The organism is Wujia chipingensis (assembly GCF_014337155.1).
Taxonomy (GTDB): Bacteria; Bacillota; Clostridia; order Lachnospirales; family Lachnospiraceae; genus Coprococcus_C; species Coprococcus_C hominis.
This window is the reverse complement of sequence record NZ_CP060632.1, coordinates 2,146,376-2,171,415: the sequence shown is the minus strand read 5'-3', so window position 1 is coordinate 2,171,415 and position 25,040 is coordinate 2,146,376. Positions and strand designations below refer to the sequence as shown.

Genomic DNA, 25,040 nt, shown 5'->3' with positions numbered 1-25,040 from the left:
GGGAAATAATTAAATATATGCTTTGGGATACATTACTAACATAATAATCATATCAACACCCAGCAGGCATATCGGACAAATGGATTCCAAGAAGGAGCAACTAAGCGGAAGCGGCCCCGGATTGGAACCATTGTCCGATATGCCTGCGTCCGTTGGAAGAGTCCGTTAGAAATAGGAAAATAAACTTTACGGAATCCAAACCATTTGTTATAATACTTTAAAATGTTAAAGTATTGCGGAGGTAGAAACTCATGGGTATGAATGGAACTATGATGCAGTATTTTCAGTGGGATCTTCCTGCAGATGCATCCCTTTGGAAAGCACTGGCAGAGGATGCGGCAAAATTAAAGACCGCAGGGGTGACGGCAGTCTGGTTACCGCCGGCATATAAAGGCGCACAGGGAAAAGAAGATGTCGGATACGGTGTCTATGACCTGTATGATCTGGGTGAGTTTAATCAGAAGGGCTCTGTCCCGACAAAGTATGGTACGAAAGCAGAATACTTAGCAGCGATCAAGGCACTGCATGATAAGAAAATCCAGGTATATGCAGATATCGTATTGAATCATAGAATTGGTGCAGACGAGGTGGAGCAGGTGTCTGCGGAAGAGTTCAACGCGAACAGCCGGAATCAGATGGTAGGCGATTCCAAGACGATTGGGGCGTGGACGAAGTTTACATTTCCGGGAAGAAAAGGAAAGTATTCGGATTTTACATGGAACTGGACACATTTTGATGGCATCGACTGGGATCAGGACAGAGCAGTCAAATCCATCTTCAAGTTTGCGGGAAAAGACTGGGACAGGGAAGTGGATTCCGAGCTTGGAAACTATGATTATCTGATGGGTGCGGATCTGGATTTTAACAATCCGGAGGTGACAGAGGAGCTTACCCGTTGGGGCAAGTGGTATACCGAGCAGACTGGCATTGACGGATATCGGCTTGATGCAGTGAAGCATATCAACAAATATTTCTATAAGGACTGGCTGCGTGCCATGAAAGAAGATGTCGAAAAGGATTTATTCGCAGTTGGTGAGTACTGGCACTGGGATGTCAATGTATTACAGGATTACATAAATGCGAACGAGAGCGAGTTAAGTCTCTTCGATGTGCCGCTCCATTTCAACTTCCATAATTGTTCGAAGGCACATGGCAATTACGATCTGCGCACGATCTTAGACGGTACGCTTGCAAAGGTGAATCCGATGAAGGCAGTAACCTTTGTCGATAACCATGACAGCCAGCCGGGACAGTCATTAGAGTCGTGGGTAGAGGATTGGTTCAAGCCGATGGCATATGCGATCATCCTGCTTCGTCAGGAAGGCTATCCATGTGTATTCTATGGCGATTACAAGGGAATCCCAACAGCGAAGATCAAGTCGAAGAAGCGGGAGCTTGACAAGCTGATGAAGCTTCGTAAGAATCAGGCATATGGCGCACAGCACGATTATTTCGATGATCCAAACTGCATTGGCTGGACACGCGAAGGCGATGAGGAACATAAGAATTCCGGTATGGCGGTTGTGATCTCCGATGGAACCGGCGGCACAAAGCATATGTATATTGGTAAGCAGTTTGCAGGATGCCATTTCGCGGATGCGATGGGAAATGCAAAATACAACATCAAGATTGACGAGGAAGGCTTCGGTGATTTCTATGTAAACCGTGATGCCGTGGCAGTCTGGGTGCACAAAGAGAATAAATAGGATAGCTCAATATGAGTAGGTGATGACATGGAAAAGACAATACGGACACAATTTGTAAAAGAATTTCTCGAAGCTGTACTCACGCTCGAATCGGTAGATGAATGTATGGATTTTTTTGAGGATGTCTGTACGGTGAAGGAAGTACAGTCGATTGCGCAGCGGTTTGCGGTTGCGAAGCTTCTGAAGGATGGAAAGACTTATGCGGAGGTAGCGAACGAGACAGGCGCTTCGACCGCGACGATCAGCCGTGTAAACCGGTCCTTAAATTACGGAAATGCAAGCTACGATAAAGTATTTGCAAGACTCGAAGAGAAAAATAAGGCATAAAAAATTGCTGTCTGGACACATAGCAGTTCAGACAGCATTTTCTTTTTAAGCGTCTGCACAAGCTCTTCCGTACAGACTGATCATGTAGAGTCCGGAAAGACCGACCAAAGCATAGATGACACGTGTGAATGCGGTCGCATCGCCGAAGATGCCGGAAACAAGATTGAAGTCGAAGAAACCAATCAGTCCCCAGTTGATCGCACCGATGATGGCAATTGTAAGAGCCACACAGTTTAATACTTTCATAACAAACCTCCATATACGTTAAAAATACAGAAATGTACTTTCTTACATCTATCATTCCCCGCTTCCGCAAAAATATACATCCGATATCAAAAAAGTGTTTCAAAACCGAAATATTGTTGTTATAATGTTATGTGGTAAAAATATGTTCAAAAATAAAAAGCATACAGGGAAAGGCCACGAAAGTGGAAAGGTACAGTCATGGGCGGTTTTTTTGGAGTTGCGTCGAAAGAGGATTGTGTATTTGATTTGTTTTTTGGAACAGATTATCATTCCCATCTTGGAACGAGACGTGCAGGTATGGCGGTGTATAGTGAGGAACATGGATTTGAAAAAGCAATCCATAAGATTGACAATGCACCATTTCGGACAAAGTTTGATAAAGAAGCAAATACCATGAAAGGTAACTTCGGAATCGGATGTATTTCAGACTATGAGGCACAGCCGATCTTAGTGCGTTCGCATCACGGTACGTTTGCAATTACAACCGTTGGTAAGATCAACAATGCACAGGAGATCATTGATACAATTTTGCAGGGAAGAACACATTTCTTTGAGATGAGCAATGGAGAGATCAATGCAACAGAGCTTGTCGCTGCGATTATCGATCAGAAGGATAATTTCATCGATGGTATCCGCTATGCGCAGGAGATTATCGAGGGTTCGATGTCCATGCTGATCCTGACACCGAAGGGTGTCTACCTTGCAAGAGACAAATACGGAAGAACACCGATTATCGTTGGTAAGAAGGATGGCGCATTCTGTGCGACTTTTGAGAGCTTTGCGTTCTTGAATCTCGGTTATTCAACCTACCGGGAGCTTGGACCGGGCGAGGTTGCTGTTATGACGAGCGATGCGTTAAAGACACTGGTTCTGCCGGGCAAAGAGATGAAGATCTGTACCTTCCTCTGGATCTACTACGGTTATCCGTCTTCGACTTACGAGGGTGTGAATGTCGAGGAGATGCGGTATCGCTGTGGGCAGCTTCTTGCAAGACGGGATAATGTCAAGCCGGATATCGTTGCGGGTGTTCCAGATTCCGGTACGGCACATGCAGTTGGATATGCAAATGAGTCTGGTATTCCATTTTCCAGACCATTTATCAAATACACGCCGACATGGCCACGTTCGTTCATGCCAACGATTCAGAGTAAGCGTAATCTGATCGCGAAGATGAAGCTGATCCCGATCGAGGAGCTGATCCGGGATAAGAGCCTGCTGCTGATCGATGATTCCATCGTGCGTGGTACACAGCTTCGCGAGACGACAGAATATTTGTTTGAGAGTGGTGCGAAGGAAGTGCATATTCGTCCGGCGTGCCCACCGCTTGTATACGGATGTAAATACTTAAACTTCTCCCGTTCAAACTCTGAGATGGAGCTGATCACAAGAAATGTTATCGCAGAGTTAGAGGGCGGGGATGTCAGCGATGAAGTCTTGCAGGAGTACGCAGATTACACATCTGAGAAATACCAGAAGATGGTTGATAAGATCTGCGAGAAGCTGAAATTTACATCACTCCGGTTCCACCGCTTAGATGATATGCTTGAGGCTGTTGGAATCGAGCCGGAGAAGCTTTGTACATATTGTTGGAATGGAAAGGAATAAGACGATGTTAGGTGATATCGAATCAAAACCATGGGATTACAGAACGCTGCCGAACAAGATGCTGGAGCTCGTCAAGAATGTGGGCGATATGCAGCAGGAAGGCACCGGGTATTTTACAGATAGTGAATCCGAGATGTTGACAATCCTGAATTATCTGAATTACGGGGAGAAAACGAATATCACGGATTCGATGATCGAACAGATTGATCTGGCGATCAAGACAATGGAAGGACGTAAGCTTGCAAATCGTGACGACGATAGTTTCATCAAGCTTGACTTCTAATGAGGACAGAGGAACAAGTGCTTATTGCCATGTTTGAGGCGCTCATTCCGTGGTATGAAGCACATAAACGCGAACTTCCGTGGAGACAGGATAAGGAGCCGTACCATGTGTGGCTGTCAGAGATCATGCTGCAGCAGACGCGTGTGGAGGCAGTCAAGGAATATTACCGGCGATTTCTTACGGCACTTCCGACGATTGCAGATCTGGCGGAGGCACCGGAGGAACAAATCTTAAAGCTCTGGGAAGGACTTGGATATTATAACCGTGTGCGCAATCTGCAGAAGGCGGCGCAGACGATTTGTGCGGAATACACGGGAGTATTTCCGTCGGAATACGCACAGATCCGGAGTTTATCCGGTATTGGCGACTACACAGCAGGCGCAATCGCGTCGATCTGCTTTGATGCACCGACACCGGCGGTGGATGGAAATGTATTGCGCGTGTATAGCCGGCTTCTGGCGGATGACGCAAACATTGATCTGCAGACAACGAAGAAGCGCATCACGAGAAAATTGCAGGAGACGTATCCGCAGAAGAATCCGGGAATCGCGACGCAGGCACTGATGGAGCTTGGTGCGACTGTCTGTGTGCCAAATGGTGCACCGCGGTGCGATGTATGTCCGGTAGCGGAGATCTGTCAGGCACGAAAGCAGGACACATGGAGAAATCTGCCCGTCCGCAGTGAGAAGAAGAAACGAAAAATTGTGGATAAGACAGTATTTATCCTGCTTACGGAAGATACCGTGGCACTGCATAAGCGCAGCACAAGCGGACTTCTGGCAGGCATGTGGGAATTCCCGAATGTGGATGCAAAGCTTGACAAGCAGGCGGCGGTAACACAGGTAACCGGCTGGCAGGCAGAACCGTTGGATCTTCTGATGCAGACAAGCTACACACATATATTCAGCCATGTGGAATGGCATATGACAGCGTATTATATCCGATGTCGGAAAACAAATAAAAAATGGAAGTGGGTAACAAAGGAGAGTCTGGACGAGACGTATGCATTACCATCTGCGTTTCGCCCATTTCGGGAACAGATCGAGAACTTGTAGGTAAAATTAAAAATTAGGAGGAAACATCATGAACGGAGTGAATGATTTAGGATGTTTCCGACGATCTGCCGCCGAACGAATGTGAGGGGGCGATACATATTATAGCAGGAGGATTGCGAATGGAAAAAATCAGGAAGGTATGTGGCATGCTCAGTATCAAGAACTTTTTGCTCCTGACGGTTGCGGGAATCGTCAATGCGTTTGGCGTTGTTATATTTTTAGCTCCTGTCAAACTGTATGATAGCGGTATCTCGGGAACTGCTATGCTGGTGTCCCAGCTCACACCGAAATGGATCAGTCTTTCCCTGGTTTTGATTCTCTTAAATATTCCAATCTTCTTACTTGGGTTAAAGCGCGAGGGCGTGGTATTCACAATCTACGCGATTTATGCGGTTTTGATCTATTCCATTGTTGCATGGATCATCACAGATATTCTGCCTGTGGATGTGACGATCGTATCTCCGCTTGCCGGAAGTGATTTGTTTCTGTGTGCAATCTTCGGAGGTATCATCTCCGGCTGCGGAAGCGGACTTGCGGTACGGTTTGGCGGTGCGATGGATGGTATCGACATCATAGGTGTTATGTTCGCGAAGAAGCTGGGGTTAAGTCTCGGCTCGTTCGTAATGGCATACAATGTAATCTTATACATCATATGTGGAATCGTGCTTGACAGCTGGATTCTGCCGCTTTACTCGGTTGTGACCTATGCGGCGGCATCGAAAACGATTGATTTCTTCGTGGAGGGCTTCGACCGTTCCAAGGCAGCCTTTATCGTGACAGAGCATCCGAAGCATGTATGCGAGGCACTTTCCGCCGCATTTGAAAACGGTATCACAACGATTGATGCGAAAGGATATTACTCGAATACCGACCGCACGCTGGTGTATTTCATTGTGAACCGGTTTCAGGTCGGCAAGATGCGGAATCTGGTACATAGTATTGATCCGTATGCGTATATCGCAATCAATGATGTGGCAGATATCTTCCCGGCGACAAACCTGAACGACCTGAAGGGTGAAACTAAATTGGAGGATACAGGAGATTCCGATGATACAGAATAAGGGATCCCGTGAAAGAGATAGATGTAAAGGAGTAAAGTCAGCATATGTATTATGTACCGGAAGGAACAACCCGTTGTGGGTATTATGAATGTGAAAGCTGTGGAGAGAAATTCCTGTCTCTGCAGACGATGGAGCATATCAACTGTCCATACTGTGAGGCGGAATTTGATCCGGAGATCGGACCGGATGAGACTATGCAGGTGGCTGAAGACACCGCAAAGCTGATACAGGTATTGGAGGGTGAGGATGTCGAGAAGATGGACGCATTACTCAGTCTTGCCATTACCGGTGGAAATTTCGAGTGGATATAATGTGTGCACAGATGAAGCAATCAGCTGGATTCGCAAGTGAATCAGCAGATAGGAAATGCACGTTCGGGAGGAGACATCTACATGATAGCAGTATTAGGACCGAAAGGGACATTTTGCGATAAGTCCTATGAAGAATATAATAAGAAATATGAGGCAGCACACGGGAAATCATTAGAACCGCTTTATTGTCCGACAATTGACGATGTGTTCGAACAGCTCTGTACGAACGAAGCGTGTGAGTATGCGGTTGTTCCGGTAGAAAATATGCTGGATGGTTATGTGCAGCGGACACTTGACCTGTTGCTGGAGAAAAACGTCTATATCGTCGATGAAAATCAGGTGGCAGTTCAGTTTTCGCTGCTTGCCAATACAGAGAAGATAGAAGATATCCGGAAGATCTATGTGCAGTTCAAGACGAACGGGCAGTGCAGACAGTTCCTGCATACCCTGCATGACGCAGAGATTGTAACGACGAACAGTAACATGGAATCTTATTACAAGATACAGGATGAACCAGGAACAGCGGCAATTGTACCACATCATGTGATACAGGCAGACGATGTGCGCGTGCTTGCAGAAGATGTGACAGATGCAAAAGGCAATCATACCCGTTTTATCATCCTGCGCAAGGGCGTGTTAGACGTGGAAAATCCGGATCTTGAAAAGCAGTTAGAAGAGCTTGTAAGTAACGAGAAAGGGTTGGATGCAGATGCGGATGGCACAGAGAAAACCGCGGAGCTTACACGGGAGAAAGTACGAATCCCGGTCTATATCATGCCTGCCACCGACCGGCCCGGAATCCTGTTCGATATCCTGCGCCGGTTCTATGACAAACGCATCAACTTGATCTCAATCATGTCCCGTCCGACAAAACAATCGATGGGAACCTACAACTTCTACATCGAGATCGACTGCCTGACCGAGCGGCTCGAAGTTGTTGTCGAGACACTGAGACAAATCCAAGTGTATAACGATATTAAGATACTTGGAGCATACAAGGAACATTAGATAAGCCAGGCATCATATAAGATGAGTGTTTATGGAATCATGGCAAACCTGATGAAATATGGCAGAGCTGCATCCACAGAACAGATTGTAAAGCAGACCGTTGAAGCACGCTGGTACTTAATGAGCGACTGTTTTTTGTCGCGAATTTAGTATCCACTGCGTGCTGAACCGAGCGAGAGCGCGTCTGCGTACAATTGTTCTGCGGATGCAGCTTCTCAGAAGAATAATCAGGTTTGCCATGATTCGGAAACAGAGTAAAAAGGAGGCGAGGCGTACCGGACATACGGTGCGGCAACGATGAATAAGGATTTAACAGTAGGGAAACCGGAGCGTGTATTGTGGAGGTATTGCATTCCGTTACTTGGAAGCGTCATTTTCCAGCAGCTTTACAACATTGCAGACAGTCTGGTCGCAGGAAAATATGTTGGTAAAAATGCACTTGCAGCCGTGGGAAATTCTTATGAGATTACATTGATTTATATGGCGTTTGCATTTGGCTGCAACATGGGGTGTTCCGTCATTGCGGCGCAGTTTTTCGGGGCGAAGAATTACCGGAAGATGAAGACGACCGTCTATACGACGTTTATATATTCGGCGGTGCTGTGTCTGATTCTGACACTGACCGGACTTTTTGCGGGCGGCGCATTGCTGCATCTGATACACACACCGGCAGATATATTTGCAGATTCCAAACTGTATCTGGACGTGTATACCGGCGGACTTGTATTTTTGTTCTTCTATAACATTGCAACCGGTATATTCTCGGCACTCGGAGACTCGAAAACACCGTTTATATTCTTAGCTTTTTCATCGGTATCGAACGTATTTGTAGATATCCTGTTTGTAAAGAGCTTTCATATGGGCGTGGCAGGTGTCGCGTGGGCGACATTTATCTGCCAGGGCGTAAGCTGTATCCTGTCCGTGATCGTTGTGCTGCTCCGGCTGCGTAAGATCAAGGATGAACACGAAGGACATCAGAAGGTGCAGGTATTCTCCGGAGAAATCTTCGGTAAGATGCTGAAGATTGCGATACCAAGTACCCTGCAGCAGGGCTTCGTGTCAATCGGAAATATCATCATCCAGAGTATCATCAACAGCTTCGGCTCAGACGTGATCGCAGGATATGCGGCAGCCGTGAAGCTCAATAACATGGTCATCACGACATTTACGATGCTTGGAAACGGCGTCTCGAATTTTGCGGCACAGAATCTTGGTGCACAGAAGATTGAACGAATCAGTCAGGGCTGCAAGGCAGCACTGAAGCTGATCTTTCTTACATGCGTGCCGGTTGTAATATTGTATCTTACGTGCAGCGGCAGTCTGGTGCAGCTTTTCATGGATGAAAACAGTATCGAGGCGAAGAAGGTCGGTGTTGAATTCCTGCATATATTAGCACCATTTTATTTTGTGGTGTCGGTCAAGCTGATTACGGACGGTGTCCTGCGGGGCGTTGGAGCAATGAAGCAGTTTATGGTTACAACATTTCTGGATCTGTTTCTGCGTGTGATCTTAGCCGCGCTTTTCTCAAGGGAATGGGGCAGCACCGGAATCTGGCTTGCATGGCCGGTCGGGTGGACGATCGGAACGACATTATCCGTAATCTTGTACCAGAGTACCGTCAAAAAATTAAAGAGCGCAAATAAAAAGAATGAAATAGAATCGAAAGAGGTGACAGAATGAACGATCAGGAACCAATCAGACAGGTAGCAAGCAGTAAGGAAGAGATTCTTGCGTCACTCAAGGAACATGGATATCGTCTGACAGAGCAGCGCAAGCTGATCGTCGACATTATTGCAAATGAAGAATATACCTGTTGTAAGGAAGTTTATTTTCTGGCGCATAAGCGAGACAACAGCATTGGAATTGCGACCGTGTACCGCATGATCAATACGCTCGAGGAAATCGGTGCGATCAGCCGGAAAAATATACAGAAGAATAATTGTAGTGGCAGATGCTGTGATATGAAGGGCGGCTGTACGGTCGTAACAGAGGAGAGCAAGCAGATTATCCTGACAGAGGAGGATATACAGGAGGCTTTGAAGTATATCATGGAGAAAAACGGATATGCGAATGTGGACGAGATCAAAGCTGTTCTGGTAAATCAGCAATGAGTAAACGAAGAAATTATGATGAGGGTACACATGGGAATCAGCTGCGCGGTGTGCTGTGCGTACTGGTTGGCGCAATCTCGTGGGGATTTTCGGGTGCCTGCGGACAGTTTTTGTTTTCGCACTACAACATCAACACGGCATGGCTTTCCTGTATGCGCATGCTTGTCACCGGTGTGATCCTCACAATTGCATATATTATCCGCGAGCGAAAAGCGGCATTTGATATATTCAAATCGACACGGGATTTCTTCGGAATCATCCTGTTTGCGATTTTCGGCGTGGGCTTGTGTCAGTATGCATATCTGGAAGCCATTCATCATACGAACGCCGGGATTGCAACGGCACTGCAGTATCTGGCACCGGTGATGGTGCTGATCATATCCTGTGTACGCAGATTGCGTCCGCCGAAGTTTCGCGAGATTGTGGCGGTGCTTCTGGCGGTTGGCGGTACTTTTCTCATCGCAACGCATGGAAATATCCATCAGATGAGTATCTCGAAAGAGGGACTGAAGTGGGGATTGCTTGCGGCGTTTGGGTTCTGCATGTATACCCTGCTTCCGGAGCGGATGCTAAAAAAATGGGGCAGTCAGCCGGTCGTTGGCTATGGCATGCTGATCTGTGGCGTGGTATATAGCTGTATCGTCAAGGTATGGACGATTCCGGTGCATCTCGATTTCCATGGAATATTAGCAGTTGCGGCGATGGTTTTGATCGGAACGATGATGTCGTTTTTGTTATTCCTGCAGGGAGTACATGACATCGGCCCGGTGCGTGCCAGCATGATCTCCAGCGTGGAACCGGTTTCGGCAACACTTTTTTCCGTGTTGTGGCTTGGAACGGTCATGACGACGATGGATCTGGTAGGTATGGCATGTATTTTAGTGATGGTAATTATACTGTCCGTAAAGGAGTGACAAAAGCGTATAGGAATTCTCGGAATGTATAGATAAAAAAACATTTACAATCACGCGGGGAATAGGGTATTATAAAATTAATGTATTGGTTCGGGATCTACGCATAGAGAGAAAGGGAAAAATATGATATATACAGTTACATTTAACCCGTCGCTGGATTATATTCTGGATTTGACGGAATTCGAACGCAACCAGGTGAATCGTACGACAGGTGAGAAGATTCTGCCGGGCGGCAAGGGCATCAACGTATCCATCGTACTGCAGAATCTCGGTATCGATAACCGGGCAATCTGCTTTACATCGGGATTTACCGGGGAAGCTTTGAAAGCGCTGTTGATGCAGCGTGATATGAACGCGGATTTTATTGATATTGCAAATGGACTGACGCGTATCAATGTCAAGATGCGCTGTGGCGATGAGACAGAGGTAAACGGACAGGGACCGGAGATCAAGAGCGAGGATATCGCAGAGCTCTATGAGAAGCTTGGATATCTGGATCAGGATGATTATCTGGTACTTGCAGGCAGCCTGCCAGACTGTATGTCCAAGACAACGTATATGGATATCATGCAGATGCTGCAATATAATAACAACAAGATTATCGTGGATGCGACCGGAGAACTGCTCACGAATGTTCTTCCGTATCACCCATTTTTGATTAAGCCAAACCGTACCGAGCTTGGAAACCTGTTCGGTGTGGAAGTAACAACGATGGATCAGGCAGAGATGTATGCGAAGCAGCTGCAGGAGCGTGGCGCGAGAAATGTGCTCGTCTCCATGTCGTATCAGGGTGCAGTCCTTGTGACAGAGGATGGCAGAGTGATTCGCGCAGCCGCACCGAAGGGACAGGTGAAGAACTCTGTCGGTGCCGGTGATTCGATGCTTGCCGGATTCCTGGCAGGTTATATCGAGCGTGACGATTATGAGTATGCGTTGAAGCTTGGTATCTGTGCCGGAAGTGCCAGTGCATTTTCCGAGGAGCTTGCAACGAAAGAAGAGATCGATACGCTGTTTCAGACGCAGATGGCGTAATAACAACACAGTATAAATGCATGTAGGACAGTTGATTTACAGTCAGCTGTCCTGTTTTTTATGCCGGTAATTTGGGCATATTACATGGTATGTGACTTTTGACGGAATTTGATTGGAAAATTGACTGAAAATTGGAGAAAAATGAAAGAAAATGATTGACAATGACGGAAAATGGCGTTATTATATAGAAAAGTTGAACGAAAATGAAACAAAATGAACGATTTTGACGGAAAGGAGAAACATGTTAGGAGAAGAAAGACAGCAGGCGATACTTGCAGCAGTAGAACAAAGACACAGCGTTTCCGTACAGGAACTGATGCAGCTTCTTGATATTTCCGAGTCCACGATCCGGCGGGATCTGAACGCACTGGATAAGGAAGGCAGACTGGTGAAGGTACATGGCGGTGCGATGGCAATCGGCGGAAGCTTCCATGTGAAGGACGATGCGGTGGAATACCGGAAGGAGATCAACCGGGAAGAAAAGATTGAGATTGCCAGATATGCGGCAGCATTGATCAAGGATCAGGATGTGGTGTATATGGATGCCGGAACGACAACCGAGCTGATGATTGACTATATCACAGCGAAGAATGTGATATTCGTCACAAACTCATTTGCACATGCAAAGCATTTGTCACAGAAAGGCTATACGACATATATCCTTGGCGGTGAGTTCAAGCCGGTCACAGAAGCGATCGTTGGAGAAGAAGCGATTATCTCTCTGGATAAATACAACTTCACGAAAGGCTTCTGGGGTGCGAACGGCGTGACAAAGGGCAACGGATTTACAACACCGGATGTCAAAGAAGCAATGGTGAAGAAGAAATCCATGCAGAAGACGAAAGAACGCTATGTGCTGTGCGACAGCAGCAAATTCGGTGAGATTTGTTCGATTAGTTTTGCGGAATTCAAGTCTGCAAGGATAATTACAACGAAGATTGAAAATAATGAGTACAGAGGAATGAAGAATATCACGGAGGTGAGCGTATGATTTACACTGTTTCATTTAATCCCTCTCTCGACTATGTGCAGGATCTGGATTGCGTGAATCTTGGATATGTCAACCGTACCAGTGGCGAGAAGATTCTGCCGGGTGGAAAAGGAATCAATGTATCTATGGTATTGAAGAATCTTGGATTCGAGAATCAGGCACTTGGATTTACGGCCGGATTTACCGGAGAGGTTTTGAAATCCATGTTGAAGGCAAAAGGTGTGGAAAGCGATTTTATTGAGTTAGATGCAGGCATGACACGGATCAATGTCAAGATTCGCGCGAAGGAGGAAACCGAAATCAATGGACAGGGACCGAAGATTTCCGCGGATGCATTGGAACAGCTATATCAGAAGTTAGAGACCTTGCAGGGGGGCGATATCCTTGTGCTGGCAGGTTCGATTCCGGAGAGCATGCCGCAGTCCGCCTATATGGATATCATGAAACGTCTGCAGGACAAGAAGTTGAAGATCGTCGTAGATGCGACAAGAGATCTTCTGGTGAATGTGCTTCCATATAAGCCGTTTATGATCAAACCGAATAATTTCGAACTCGGCGAGATCTTCGGTGTGGAGATCAAAGACAAAGACGATGTATGCAAATATGCGAAGAAGCTGCAGGAGCAGGGAGCCAGAAATGTGCTTGTATCCATGGCAGGGGATGGCGCGGTATTACTTGCGGAGGACGGAAGTGAGTACCGGGCAGAGGCTCCAAAGGGCACAGTGAAAAATTCCGTCGGTGCCGGAGATTCGATGGTCGCCGGATTTATTGCCGGATATCTGATTACAGATGGCGGAGCAGATGCTTATAGAAACGCATTTGAAATGGGTGTATGTACCGGAAGTGCGAGTGCATTTTCGGAAGAGCTAGCAACGAAGGAAGAAGTCGAAGGCTTGTACGTGAAGACCTTCGGCAAAAAATGATAAAGGAGGGGTTGCGTATGCGAATTACAGACTTGTTAGACAAGAGGAGCATTTACCTTGGTGCGAAGGTAAGCTCGAAGGAAGAAACACTGGATCGTGCCGTAGCCTTGATGGCAGAGAGCGGAAAGATCGCAGATGTTGACACATACCGCAAGGGTGTGTATGCAAGAGAACAGGAAGGAACAACCGGAATTGGAGAAGGAATCGCGATTCCGCATTGTAAGTCGGCAGCCGTGAAGCAGGCAGGACTTGCAGCGATGGTGATTCCGGATGGTGTTGATTTCGATTCGTTGGATGGCGAGCCAGTACATCTGCTGTTCCTGATCGCAGCACCGGATACCGCAGACAATGTACATCTCGATGTACTGAGCAAATTATCCGTGCTTCTTATGGACGGGGATTTCACGAACGCATTGAAATCCGCGAAGACAGTAGATGAATTCTTAAGTATCATTGACAAGGCGGAAAATGGTGATGCCAAGCAGGAAGAGATTCCGACTATCTCAGAAGCAACAAAGAAGATTTTAGCAGTAACGGGATGCCCGACCGGAATCGCACATACTTATATGGCTGCCGAAGCATTGGAGAAGAAAGCAAAGGAGCTGGGCTACGCAATCAAGGTAGAAACCAGAGGTTCCGGCGGAGCCAAGAATGTATTGACTGCAGAAGAAATCAAAGAAGCAGATGCGATCATCGTAGCTGCAGATACGCAGGTGCCGATGGATCGTTTCCACGGCAAGAAGGTGATCATCTGCAAGGTGGCAGATGGTATCAATAAGGCAGAACAATTACTGACACGAGCAGCCGAAGGCAAAGCAGCTGTCTATGAAGCAGGCGGTGATGCAGCCGAAAGCAAAGAGACCGAGGGCAAAGAAAGCGTCGGACACCAGATTTATAAGCATTTGATGAACGGTGTATCGCATATGTTACCATTTGTCGTTGGCGGTGGTATTCTGATCGCACTTGCATTCCTGATTGACGGATTGCTCATTGACTTAAACCACGTTCCGCAGTATCTGATTGACAAGTATGGTTCGGTTGCAGATGTAAAGAGTAACTTCGGTACATTGACACCGGTTGCTTATTTCTTGAAGGCTCAGGTTGGAGGCGTGGCATTTAGTTTTATGCTGCCGATCCTCGCCGGATTTATCGCGATGAGTATCGCGGACCGTCCGGGACTTGCACTTGGCTTCTTAGGTGGTGCCATTGCAGCAAATGGAAAGTCCGGATTCCTCGGCGCACTGGCTGCCGGATTTATAGCAGGCTATGTTGTATTGCTGCTGAAGAAGATTTTCTCGAAGCTTCCTTCTGCACTGGAAGGAATGGTGCCGATCCTGCTGATCCCGGTCTTAGGATTGCTGATTACCGGAGCAGGTATGGTGTATGTGATTGAACCGGTTGTCGGATTTATCAATACAGCTTTGAACAATGGCTTGAAGAACATGAGTGGTGCAAATATTATCCTGCTTGGAGCATTGCTCGGCGCGATGATGGCAGTCGATATGGGAGGCCCGGTCAACAAGGCAGCGTATGTATTCGGTACCGCGCAGATTGCAGCCGGAAATTATGATATCATGGCAGCGGTTATGATCGGAGGTATGGTTCCTCCAATCGCAATTGCAATCGCATCCTTATTGTTCAAGAACAAGTTTACAGAGCAGGAACGCAAGGCAGGTCCTACAAACTTCGTTATGGGACTTTCATTCATCACAGAGGGAGCAATTCCATTCGCCGCAGCCGATCCGTTACATGTCATTCCGGCATGTGTGGTTGGTGCAGGTGTCGCTGGTGGACTTTCCGCAGCGTTTAACTGTACACTGATGGCGCCTCACGGTGGAATCTTCGTATTCCCGGTTGTTGGACACGCCGCAATGTATCTTGTCGCACTGGTAGTCGGAAGTATCATTTCCGCACTCCTGCTCGGTGTATTAAAGAAGAAAGTAGTCGCATAATACAAGGTCATACGATTGAAGAATTTTATACCATATAATTTTTATATAGGATTGTAAAATCCAATATTGTAGATAGAGTTGCGGGACACTACACAATTCTAAAGCAGACCATTGGAACACGCCGGCACTTAATGAACGGCAAACGTGTTTGACGTGAATTTAGTGTCCGCTGCGTGTGGAAGTGAGCGAGAGCGCGTCTGCGTAGAATGTGTAGTGTACGCAACTTGGAAAGAAAACATAGACGTTGGAATAACCATAAAAGAAAAGGAGAATAAAATTATGAGAGAGTTTAGTTATGTAATCACAGATGCACAGGGAATCCACGCAAGACCAGCCGGACAGCTTGTAAAGCTCGCAGCCGCTTATCCATGCAAGGTAACAATCGCAAAGGATGGAAGAAGCGTTGATGCAAAGCGTATCATGGGTGTCATGAGTCTTGGCGCAAAGCAGGGACAGGAAGTGATCCTGCAGGCAGACGGTGAGCAGGAGGATGAGGCAATCGCAGCACTCTCCGCATTCATGAACGAGAATCTGTAATTGATGTACGAAGAAAGGGAAGGTCTTATACAGCCGGGTGAGAGTATGCAGGAATTAAAAGGAAAAAGTGTATTTGGCGGAATTGCAATCGGTCGGATCTCCGTATATAACAAGGATGAAAGTACTGTCAAACGTGTAAAGATCGAGGACACAGCCGCAGAAGTAAAGCGATTTGAAGAGGCAAAGGAAACCGCGAAGGAGCAGTTACAGGCACTCTACGAGAAAGCACTGGTGGAAGTCGGAGAAGTCAATGCGATGATATTTGATGTACACCAGATGATGCTGGATGATCTTGATTATGTGGAAGCAATCACACATATGATCGAGAATCAGGGAATCAATGCCGAGTATGCGGTTGCAACGACAGGTGATAATTTCTCGAACATGTTCGCGGCGATGGACGATGATTATATGAAAGCACGTGCCGCGGATGTAAAAGATATTTCCAATCGAGTTGTGAAGATTCTGCAGGGAAAGAAAGATAGTGTATTAGATGGTGACGAACCGGTGATTCTCTTAGCAGATGATCTGGCACCGAGTGAGACGGTGCAGCTTGACAAGTCGAAGGTGCTTGCGTTTGTGACAAGACATGGTTCAACGAATTCCCATACAGCGATTCTGGCGCGGACGATGAATATTCCGGCACTGATCGGTGTTAAATTCGAGGAAAATGTCGACGGCAGATTCGCAATTGTCGATGGTTACAATGGCAGTGTCTATGTAGAGCCAACCGATGATGTTGTGAAAGAATACGAGAGTAAGAAGCAGGAAGCCGAAGAGAAGAAACGCTTGCTGCAGGAACTGAAGGGCAAGGAAAATATCACACTCGATGGAAAGAAAATCAAGCTGTACGCGAACATCGGTGGTGTTGCGGATGTGGCATCTGCCCTGCAGAATGATGCAGAGGGCATCGGACTTTTCCGAAGCGAGTTCCTGTATTTAGAGAGCAATACATTTCCAACAGAAGAAGAACAGTTTCAGGCATATAAAACAGTTGCGGAGAATATGGCAGGCAAGAAAGTCATTATCCGTACACTGGATATCGGTGCAGATAAGCAGGTGGATTATTTCAATCTGGATAAGGAAGATAACCCGGCAATGGGCTATCGTGCAATCCGTATCTGCCTGACACAGCCGGAAATCTTCAAGACACAGCTTCGCGCGATCTTTCGTGCAAGCTATTATGGAAATATCGGTGTCATGTATCCGATGATCATTTCCGTGGCAGAGGTGCAGAAGATTCATGCAATCGTGGACGAAGTGAAAGCCGAGTTAGATGCACAGGGACTTCCGTATGGAGATGTCGAGCAGGGTATCATGATCGAGACACCGGCCGCAGTTATGATGAGTGCAGAGCTTGCGAAAGAAGTTGATTTCTTCAGCATCGGAACGAACGATCTGACACAGTATACGCTGGCGATTGACCGTCAGAATCCGAAACTGGATGATTTCTACGATTCCCACCATCCTGCAATCTTGCGTATGATTCAGATGGTGATCGACAATGGACATAAGGAAGGCTGCTGGGTCGGAATCTGCGGCGAGCTTGGAGCCGATACAACTCTCACAGAAACCTTCCTGAAGATGGGAATTGATGAGCTTTCGGTATCGCCATCCATGATATTCCCGGTAAGGGATAAGATCCGCAGCACGGATACAACCAAATAAAAAGCAATTGTACATTTTAGGGCAATCAACGTAAGCTATATCTTTTGACTCAGAAGCTCATTGCCTGCAAATATTGATAAAATCGCAAGGCGTAAGGACTGATCCATATATGCCTTGCGATTTTTCGTTTGTACAAGTATAGGTATCTGTGGTAGAATGGGCGTGGCAATGCAAATGAATAAAGCGTGCGTAAACCATCACGCTTCGTGTCGCAACATTAAATATGACAAGAAGGTTATAACATGTCAGAAACAGACAAATTACAGGAAAAACAAAAACTCCCAATCGGATTTATGGATTCGGGGCTTGGCGGATTAAGCGTCCTGCGCGAAGCCATAAAATTGATGCCGAAGGAAGATTTTATATATTATGGAGATTCCCTGCATGCACCCTATGGTGTAAAGCCGCAGGCGGAAATCCGGGATTTGACATTTGCAGTGGTAGAAAAACTGCTGGATATGGGAATCAAAGGATTAGCAGTTGCCTGCAACACAGCGACAAGCGCAGCCGTACGTTTGCTGCGAAATACATATCCGGAGCTTCCAATCGTGGGAATCGAACCAGCCGTGAAACCAGCCGTGACGGAAAGTCATGGAGGCAGAATCTTAGTGATGGCAACCCCGATGACACTCAAACAGGAGAAGTTTCAGAACCTTTTGGCAAAGTATCGGGAGCAGGCAGATATCGTTCCAGTCCAGTGTGACGGATTGATGGAGTTCGTCGAGCATGGCGATCTGGATGGACAGGAATTGGACGATTATTTCGCAGAAAAGCTATCACCAGTCCTGACCGACGACACAGAATCCATCGTTCTTGGCTGTACGCACTATCCGTTCCTGAAAAAAGAACTCCGCCATTTCCTTGGGGACCGTGACATCCATCTGATCGATGGCAGCCTTGGAACCTCCCGCGAACTCATGCGCCGCCTCAAAGTACAAGGCCTGCTGCGCACTGACGACCACAAAGGCAAGGTGCGGATTATGAATTCATCCGGAAGGCAGGAACTAATAGACTTGAGTCTAAAGTTACTGAATTTGCCTGACTACGAATGAGATTATATAGGGATAAGGTCGTAGATATCCCATCAAAAATGTATATGGATTTGGACACGATTGCCAATTCTTAAGCAGACCGTTGAAGCACGCTGGTACTTAATGAACGGCAAACTTGTTTGTCGTGAATTTAGTACCACTGCGTGATGAACCGAGCGGAAGCGTGTCTGCGAAGAATGGCAATCGCGTCCAAATCTGGATAGATGATAGGAGCATTCAAAATGAACATCGTAACCGTCGATGAAATCACAAAAGCATATGGCGAGCGCAAGCTCTTTGATAAAGCGTCCTTCTTTTTACAGGAAGGCGAAAAAGCCGGAATCATCGGAATTAACGGCACAGGCAAATCCACCCTTCTGAAGATCATTGCAGGCATAGAGAAACCAGATTCTGGAAACGTGATACTGGCAAATCATTATACAGTACAATATCTGCCACAGACACCGGAATTTGAACCGACAGATACCGTGCTGCAGGCAGTGGTGCGGGGACATGCCACAGAGGAAAACCACTGGACGGTCGAGAGCGAAGCCAAAACGATGATGACGAAGCTTGGCATTACGGATTTTGAAGAGACATGCGGACACTTATCCGGTGGACAGCGCAAACGTCTGGCGCTCGTATCGGCATTACTAGCGAAAGCAGATATATTACTGTTGGACGAGCCGACCAACCATCTGGACAGTGAGATGTCAACCTGGTTAGAGGACGAACTGCGCGCATACAAAGGCTCGATCATTATGGTAACCCATGACCGATATTTTCTTGACAGCGTGGCGAACCGGATCATCGAAGTGGATAAAGGACAGATCTATTCGTATGCAACAAACTATTCTGGATTTTTGGAGGGAAAGACGCTCCGTGAGGATATCTTAGATGCACAGGAACGCAAACGGCAGTCGATTCTGCGTGTGGAGCTTGAATGGGTAAAGCGTGGAGCCAGAGCGCGTTCAACAAAACAGAAGGCAAGACTGGAACGCTACGAGGAGATGAAAGGCAAATCCGCACCAGTGAAGGATGCACAGGTAGAGATCGGTTCTGTTTCCTCACGTCTTGGACGGACAACGGTGGAGCTTGACCATATTGAAAAAAGTTTTGACGGAAAGACGATCATTCATGATTTTACATATCATTTCTTAAAGGATGACCGGATTGGAATCGTTGGTCGAAATGGCTGTGGCAAGAGTACGCTGCTTAAGCTCATGCAGGGGATTTTAGAGCCAGACAGCGGAAGTGTTGTGATTGGTCCGACAGTGAAAATTGGCTATTTCGCACAGGAAATCCAGCTTGGCAAGGATATGGACCCGAACCAGCGTGTGATCGATTACATCCGCGATGTGGCGGAATATGTAGAGACAGACGAAGGAAAGATTACTGCGGCAAGACTGCTGGAACGGTTCTTGTTCCGTGGCGAAGACCAGTATGGCCTGATCGGAAAATTATCGGGTGGTGAGCGCAGACGGTTGTATCTGTGCAAGGTTTTGATGTCTGCACCGAATGTCCTTATATTGGATGAGCCGACGAATGATCTGGACATCACGACACTTACGATATTGGAAGATTATCTGGATTCGTTCCAGGGAATCGTTGTTGCAGTCAGCCATGACCGCTATTTCTTAGATCGTGTAGTACGCCGCATCTTCGCATTCCGCCCGGACGGAACACTCTGGCAGAGCGAGGGTGGTTACACCGATTACGAGACACGGGTTCTGTATGAACAACAGGCGGCAGAGAAATCTGCGGGAGCGAAGACAGAGACGGCTGAATCGAAGACAGGAAAGTCGGATAACTGGAAAGAAAAACCGCGCACGAAGAAGCTGAAGCTTTCGTATCAGGAACAGCGGGAATATGATACGATTGAAGATGATATTGCGATATTGGAGCAGAGGATAGAAGAGAATAAAATTGCAATGGAAAAAAATGCCAGCAATTCCTCCGAACTGCAACGGCTCTATGAAGAGCAGGAACAGCTCGAACAAACGCTGGCTGAAAAGATGGACCGGTGGATGTATCTGGAAGATCTGGTTGCACAGATTGCTGCGCAATCATAGCTGTTACGATTCGTATTCTTCCAGATCCGGAGATTCACAGCTTGTATGTAAATCCCGGTACTTCTTCGGTGTGAGTCCATATAACTCCTGGAAAGAGCTTGTAAAATGGCTCTGGGAGGAGAAGTTTAAGTACTCTGAAATTTCAGAGATGGAATAATTACTATATTGCAACAGATGTGCCGCAGTTTTCAAACGCTCGGTCTTGATGTAAGCGGAGATGGACACATCCATTTCCTTTTTGAACAAACGGGAGAGATACGTCGGATTCATATTCAGGTATTCTGCGATGCTTTCTAAGCGAAGCTCTTGTTGCAGGTTTGCCTGAATATAGTCGACACATTTGACAATCTGCTTGGAATAGATACCTTTGCTGCGGTTGTCCTGCATTGCTTTTGTATAGCTCATGATCATTTCAGTCTGAATCTTGTCAACTTCTTCCTTTTTCTTGCACACGTCCATGCGCTGGATAAATATGTCGCTCATGTTGTAAGCAATCTCGCGTGGAAGACCATACTGTGCACAGAAGCGGCTTGTCATGGCTGCAAGGATTACAAAGTGATACTTGGCATTCTGTAATGGATCGGCAGATAACACACCATTTTTGTCATTACCGGTTGTGTAGCCTTTGTGTTCCTCGTATTCTTTATGACGGGCTTTTACCTCCTCCATGTTGCCATTGGCGATTGCTTTGTAGATGCCAAATTCTTTCTCGTAGTCCAGATGGCGGCTTTGCTCCTGTTGTTGTTGGAATAATTTCATGTTTACTTCTTTGTCAATATTCATAGATACTCCTTCTAAAAATCTTAATAATTCTCTCTTTTTAAATTTTTTTATAGTATATCATAATAGTGCAAAAAAAGACATATATTTGATATAAAAAACCAAAAAAAATCTGTATTATACAACCATAGACTTCAAGAGATACATTTCTACAAAAGATAACTCGTGTAGAGACGAATCGACAAAAGAGGAAGGAAGTCTTATGAGATTGGTATAAAGCATGAGAATGCTTTATATATATAGAATCCCCCCAAGATTCATATTAGTGTCACAAGACACACATTTCTCCTTCGCGTTATTTGATAACGCAGCTGGCGGTCAACTATCCCCAAGTTGACCGCTTTTGCATTTTCAGGATTTCTTTTACTTACATTCGTTTGAGATTTCATCTGCGATTTTACTGATGATAGAGACAACACGATCCTGGTCGATGGTCGAATACTGCTCGTAGGCATGGTAACAGCCCTGTACTAAAATCGTGATAAGAATATTGGCGCGGAGATCGGTGCGGTATTTTGGACATTTCTCGTATAATGCATTTTTGAGGGAGGTTTCCAGTCCTTCGGTGAGTGCGCTGACACGAGAGCCGGAAAAGACAATCCGGAAATTATGCCCCTGATCGATCGCTTTCTGGAACAACTGCTTTGTGACCTCACCGGTATGGGTAAGGATATTTTCCGGGTAAGGGAGTTCCTTTAACATCTCCTGAATCATGGACTGTTCAATACGTTCGGACAGGTCGTACATATCCCGGTAGTGCAGGTAGAAGGTCTGTTTGCTGATCTGGGCACGTTCTGTCAGCTCCTTGACGGTAATTTTCTCCAAAGGATATTTCTCCCGAAGTTCGATGAATGCCTGAAAAATATTCTGTCTTGTTTTCTGTATGCGTAAATCCATATCCGGTTCCTCCAGTTGTATAATATGCTTGCTTGACGATATAGAAAGATGCGTCAATTACTTTACTTGATTATAATATTATACAAAAGTAAAATTGGGTACGTCAAGATGAAAAATCAAAGATAAATCGAGGGAGAAAAAGGTTTTCATTTTTCATGAAATTTGGTATGATAAAAAGGATAAAATAATGGAGATACTATGCGATGACGAAGAAACAACGAGCCGCTATAATTATAGAGCGTTTGCGGGAAGCATACCCGGATGCCACATGTACTTTGGAGTATGATGAAGCGTGGAAGCTTCTGGTCGAGGTCCGGCTTGCTGCACAGTGTACGGATGCCAGAGTGAATATTGTCGTGCAGGATCTGTATGCGAAATATCCGACAGTGGCAGCACTTGCTGAGGCGAAGCCAGAGGATGTGGAGGCAATCGTGCGTCCGTGTGGACTTGGAAGAAGCAAGGCGAAGGATATTTGCGCATGCATGAAGGTGTTGCACGAGAAATATCAGGACAATGTACCGGATGATTTTGACGCGTTGCTGGCACTTCCGGGCGTTGGAAGAAAGAGTGCAAACCTGATCATGGGCGATGTGTTCGGTAAACCTGCGATCGTGACGGATACACATTGTATTCGTCTGGTGAACCGGATGGGACTTGTGGATGGCGAGAAAGATCCGAAGAAGGTCGAGATGGCATTGTGGAAGATCATCCCACCGGAAGAGGGCAGTGATTTATGTCACCGGTTGGTATATCATGGCAGAGATGTGTGCAGTGCGCGCACGAAGCCGCATTGTGATGTGTGCTGTCTGCAGGATATTTGTAAGAAATGTGGCGTTAAATAGACAGGAGGCTATACATGGCAGTCAAATATAGAGAGTTTAAATTTCATTCACATGCAGATAAGCTAGAGATTCATGCGATGACAGTTGCGCCGGAAGCAAAGATCATCGGTGTGGTGCAGATTCTGCATGGAATGTGTGAACACAAGGAACGATATTATGATTTTATGAAGTATCTGGCAGAGAAAGGGTATCTGTGTGTGATCCATGACCATCGTGGACATGGCAGCAGCGTCGTGAGTGACGCAGATCTTGGGTACTTCTACGATGCTGGATATGATGGCTTGATCGAAGATGCACATCAGGTGACAGAACTGATTAAAGAGAGTGTCGGAGATGTGCCATATATTCTGCTTGGACACAGTATGGGTTCTCTCGTAGCCCGCTGTTATCTGAAGCGGTATGACGATGAGATCGACAAGGCAGTGATCGTCGGAAGCCCATCAATGCGGCGTGGCATTGCCCCGGGACTGCGGTTATTGAAGATTCTCCGTGGATGCAAGGGCAGGCGCAAGCACTCAAAGCTTATGGATCACATTATGATGAATTCGAGCTATGAGAGACGGTTTAAGAAGGAGAAATTACAGCATGCGTGGATCAATTCTGATCGCGATGCGGTAGAAAAATACAACAACGACCGGTATTGCAATTTCACATTTACATTAGATGGCTATGAGAATCTGGTCTATCTTCTGCAGGAGACATACAATAAGGATGGCTGGCAGATGAAGCATAAGGATCTGCCAATCAAGTTCTTCTCCGGCAAGGATGATCCATGTGCGATCAGTCCAAGTGATTTTGGAAAAGCAATTCATTTTATGAAGGATCTTGGATATACGGATGTCCGGGGCGCGATGTACAAGGGTATGCGTCATGAGATTTTGAATGAAAAAGGCAGAAAACGGGTATATCAAGACATATATGATTTTATAAAAAATTAAACGGTAAGAGTGGAACTATGAAAGTCAGAATGGCAGTTGAACAACCAAATAAGGACGCATTTATCGAGCAGGTGATGCGCAAATATCATTTTTCCACAGAAGAAAAAGAAGCGTTGCAGCAGGTATATGAGAAGGTTCGCACTTACATGGCACCGTATGCAATCTATCGGATCAACACACGGATGCGGGGCGTTCCGCTTCTCGATGCAGAACAGTCGGCGCTTGTGGCAATGACACTTGGCGAAGGTGTGGATCGTCTGCAGGAATATTATGAGCGGGAGCACGCGTTATCGGAAAGCTATATGGTGGAGTGTGTGGCAAATGAGCTGCTTTTGCAGATGTATGCGGATTTCAATCAGAGCTATCCGAAATTCCATCGCCGCTATGTGAAGCGGTATGTATTTGTCGGAGAGGAAATTCCGCTCGATGGCATGCAGAAGCTGCTTGCAGAGGTATATGGCAGACAGCCGGCAGATATCGGACAGGAAAATGATATTACGGCAAATGAATATGGCGTATTACAGCCGTCGAAAAGTGTGGTGTTTTTCGCATTGCTGTCTGACAATCCGGAACAGCATTGCCAGGGCATCTGTATGAACTGCGGGAATCTGGAATGTGAGAACCGTATGCAGGAGGCAAGGCAGATACAGGTGCGCATGGAAACACAGGAGATGGCGGCTGCTGTGGAACCGGAACAGAAGTTAAATTACGGATATCAGAGAATATTTGGACAAAAGTGAGGAACGGGAA

Annotated in this window: 26 protein-coding genes; 23 read left to right on the top strand and 3 right to left on the bottom strand. The window is 46.4% G+C overall.

Going from position 1 to position 25,040, the window contains the following annotated elements:
* Positions 1 to 251: 251 nt before the first annotated feature.
* Together H9Q76_RS10150 and H9Q76_RS10145 are read left to right on the top strand one after the other, a co-directional pair.
* A complete protein-coding gene (locus H9Q76_RS10150; RefSeq protein WP_249321051.1) occupies positions 252 to 1,706 on the top strand; it encodes an alpha-amylase in 1,455 nt (484 codons plus the stop codon).
* Between the two features lie 27 nt (positions 1,707 to 1,733).
* Positions 1,734 to 2,033 carry a YerC/YecD family TrpR-related protein gene (locus H9Q76_RS10145; RefSeq protein ID WP_021986388.1) on the top strand — a complete coding sequence of 100 codons (300 nt, stop codon included), beginning with the start codon at positions 1,734 to 1,736 and terminating at the stop codon, positions 2,031 to 2,033.
* Positions 2,034 to 2,078: 45 nt separating this feature from the next.
* On the opposite strand, the gene H9Q76_RS10140 is transcribed toward H9Q76_RS10145, so the two are convergent.
* Positions 2,079 to 2,279: a DUF378 domain-containing protein gene (locus H9Q76_RS10140; RefSeq protein ID WP_118374179.1), complete on the bottom strand. Its 201-nt coding sequence runs from the start codon at positions 2,277 to 2,279 to the stop codon at positions 2,079 to 2,081.
* A gap of 198 nt (positions 2,280 to 2,477) precedes the next feature.
* Here H9Q76_RS10140 and H9Q76_RS10135 point away from each other — a divergent pair, with 198 nt between their 5' ends.
* From H9Q76_RS10135 to H9Q76_RS10055, 18 genes are all read left to right on the top strand, one after another.
* Positions 2,478 to 3,884, top strand: a complete 1,407-nt coding sequence (locus H9Q76_RS10135) for an amidophosphoribosyltransferase (protein ID WP_117780526.1) — start codon at positions 2,478 to 2,480, stop codon at positions 3,882 to 3,884.
* A 4-nt stretch (positions 3,885 to 3,888) separates the two neighbouring features.
* A complete protein-coding gene (locus tag H9Q76_RS10130; protein ID WP_021986385.1) occupies positions 3,889 to 4,167 on the top strand; it encodes a hypothetical protein in 279 nt (92 codons plus the stop codon).
* A complete protein-coding gene (mutY, locus tag H9Q76_RS10125; RefSeq protein ID WP_118734395.1) occupies positions 4,167 to 5,222 on the top strand; it encodes an A/G-specific adenine glycosylase in 1,056 nt (351 codons plus the stop codon). Before H9Q76_RS10130 ends, mutY begins: the two co-directional genes overlap by 1 nt.
* 119 nt (positions 5,223 to 5,341) lie before the next feature.
* Positions 5,342 to 6,283 (top strand): YitT family protein, encoded by a 942-nt coding sequence (locus H9Q76_RS10120; RefSeq protein WP_196020250.1) that lies wholly within the window; start codon positions 5,342 to 5,344, stop codon positions 6,281 to 6,283.
* A 44-nt stretch (positions 6,284 to 6,327) separates the two neighbouring features.
* Positions 6,328 to 6,594: an FYDLN acid domain-containing protein gene (locus H9Q76_RS10115; protein WP_118544712.1), complete on the top strand. Its 267-nt coding sequence runs from the start codon at positions 6,328 to 6,330 to the stop codon at positions 6,592 to 6,594.
* 81 nt (positions 6,595 to 6,675) lie between these two features.
* Complete coding sequence (locus H9Q76_RS10110; protein ID WP_207743238.1) at positions 6,676 to 7,602, top strand: prephenate dehydratase; 927 nt, start codon at positions 6,676 to 6,678, stop codon at positions 7,600 to 7,602.
* A 21-nt stretch (positions 7,603 to 7,623) separates the two neighbouring features.
* Positions 7,624 to 7,752: a hypothetical protein gene (locus tag H9Q76_RS13795; RefSeq protein WP_255669609.1), complete on the top strand. Its 129-nt coding sequence runs from the start codon at positions 7,624 to 7,626 to the stop codon at positions 7,750 to 7,752.
* Between the two features lie 147 nt (positions 7,753 to 7,899).
* Entirely contained in the window at positions 7,900 to 9,282 is a 1,383-nt protein-coding gene (locus H9Q76_RS10105; protein ID WP_118671573.1) for an MATE family efflux transporter, read from the top strand.
* Positions 9,279 to 9,713, top strand: coding sequence for a transcriptional repressor (locus H9Q76_RS10100; protein ID WP_117780523.1), 435 nt, complete (start codon positions 9,279 to 9,281; stop codon positions 9,711 to 9,713). Before H9Q76_RS10105 ends, H9Q76_RS10100 begins: the two co-directional genes overlap by 4 nt.
* On the top strand, positions 9,710 to 10,627 hold the full coding sequence (locus H9Q76_RS10095; protein ID WP_118544714.1) for a DMT family transporter: 918 nt from the start codon (positions 9,710 to 9,712) through the stop codon (positions 10,625 to 10,627). Before H9Q76_RS10100 ends, H9Q76_RS10095 begins: the two co-directional genes overlap by 4 nt.
* A gap of 123 nt (positions 10,628 to 10,750) precedes the next feature.
* The gene (gene pfkB, locus H9Q76_RS10090; protein WP_021986377.1) at positions 10,751 to 11,659 is read left to right on the top strand and encodes a 1-phosphofructokinase; all 909 of its coding nucleotides are present in this window, start codon (positions 10,751 to 10,753) and stop codon (positions 11,657 to 11,659) included.
* A 241-nt stretch (positions 11,660 to 11,900) separates the two neighbouring features.
* Positions 11,901 to 12,650, top strand: coding sequence for a DeoR/GlpR family DNA-binding transcription regulator (locus H9Q76_RS10085; protein ID WP_117780520.1), 750 nt, complete (start codon positions 11,901 to 11,903; stop codon positions 12,648 to 12,650).
* Entirely contained in the window at positions 12,647 to 13,573 is a 927-nt protein-coding gene (pfkB, locus tag H9Q76_RS10080; protein WP_117780519.1) for a 1-phosphofructokinase, read from the top strand. The genes H9Q76_RS10085 and pfkB (H9Q76_RS10080) overlap by 4 nt, the downstream gene beginning before the upstream one ends.
* Positions 13,574 to 13,590: 17 nt before the next feature.
* Positions 13,591 to 15,525, top strand: coding sequence for a PTS fructose transporter subunit IIABC (locus tag H9Q76_RS10075; RefSeq protein ID WP_118671571.1), 1,935 nt, complete (start codon positions 13,591 to 13,593; stop codon positions 15,523 to 15,525).
* Between the two features lie 279 nt (positions 15,526 to 15,804).
* Positions 15,805 to 16,062, top strand: a complete 258-nt coding sequence (locus tag H9Q76_RS10070; protein WP_021986373.1) for an HPr family phosphocarrier protein — start codon at positions 15,805 to 15,807, stop codon at positions 16,060 to 16,062.
* A 45-nt stretch (positions 16,063 to 16,107) separates the two neighbouring features.
* The gene (gene ptsP / locus H9Q76_RS10065; protein ID WP_118671586.1) at positions 16,108 to 17,730 is read left to right on the top strand and encodes a phosphoenolpyruvate--protein phosphotransferase; all 1,623 of its coding nucleotides are present in this window, start codon (positions 16,108 to 16,110) and stop codon (positions 17,728 to 17,730) included.
* A 242-nt stretch (positions 17,731 to 17,972) separates the two neighbouring features.
* Positions 17,973 to 18,782, top strand: coding sequence for a glutamate racemase (murI, locus tag H9Q76_RS10060; protein ID WP_021986371.1), 810 nt, complete (start codon positions 17,973 to 17,975; stop codon positions 18,780 to 18,782).
* A gap of 221 nt (positions 18,783 to 19,003) precedes the next feature.
* Positions 19,004 to 20,833, top strand: a complete 1,830-nt coding sequence (locus H9Q76_RS10055) for an ABC-F family ATP-binding cassette domain-containing protein (RefSeq protein WP_249321050.1) — start codon at positions 19,004 to 19,006, stop codon at positions 20,831 to 20,833.
* Between the two features lie 3 nt (positions 20,834 to 20,836).
* Here the strand turns inward: H9Q76_RS10055 and H9Q76_RS10050 are convergent, their stop codons facing one another.
* Both H9Q76_RS10050 and H9Q76_RS10045 read right to left on the bottom strand, forming a co-directional pair.
* On the bottom strand, positions 20,837 to 21,616 hold the full coding sequence (locus tag H9Q76_RS10050) for an AraC family transcriptional regulator (RefSeq protein ID WP_249321049.1): 780 nt from the start codon (positions 21,614 to 21,616) through the stop codon (positions 20,837 to 20,839).
* Positions 21,617 to 21,976: 360 nt separating this feature from the next.
* Entirely contained in the window at positions 21,977 to 22,510 is a 534-nt protein-coding gene (locus H9Q76_RS10045; protein WP_021986368.1) for a TetR/AcrR family transcriptional regulator, read from the bottom strand.
* A 203-nt stretch (positions 22,511 to 22,713) separates the two neighbouring features.
* On the opposite strand from H9Q76_RS10045, the gene H9Q76_RS10040 reads away from it, so the two are divergent.
* The 3 genes from H9Q76_RS10040 to H9Q76_RS10030 are packed head-to-tail and all read left to right on the top strand — an operon-like array spanning position 22,714 to position 25,030.
* Positions 22,714 to 23,352 carry an endonuclease III domain-containing protein gene (locus H9Q76_RS10040; protein ID WP_021986367.1) on the top strand — a complete coding sequence of 213 codons (639 nt, stop codon included), beginning with the start codon at positions 22,714 to 22,716 and terminating at the stop codon, positions 23,350 to 23,352.
* Between the two features lie 14 nt (positions 23,353 to 23,366).
* On the top strand, positions 23,367 to 24,290 hold the full coding sequence (locus H9Q76_RS10035) for an alpha/beta fold hydrolase (protein ID WP_118671569.1): 924 nt from the start codon (positions 23,367 to 23,369) through the stop codon (positions 24,288 to 24,290).
* A gap of 17 nt (positions 24,291 to 24,307) precedes the next feature.
* A complete protein-coding gene (locus tag H9Q76_RS10030; RefSeq protein WP_195541408.1) occupies positions 24,308 to 25,030 on the top strand; it encodes a hypothetical protein in 723 nt (240 codons plus the stop codon).
* The last annotated feature ends 10 nt before the right edge of the window (positions 25,031 to 25,040 follow it).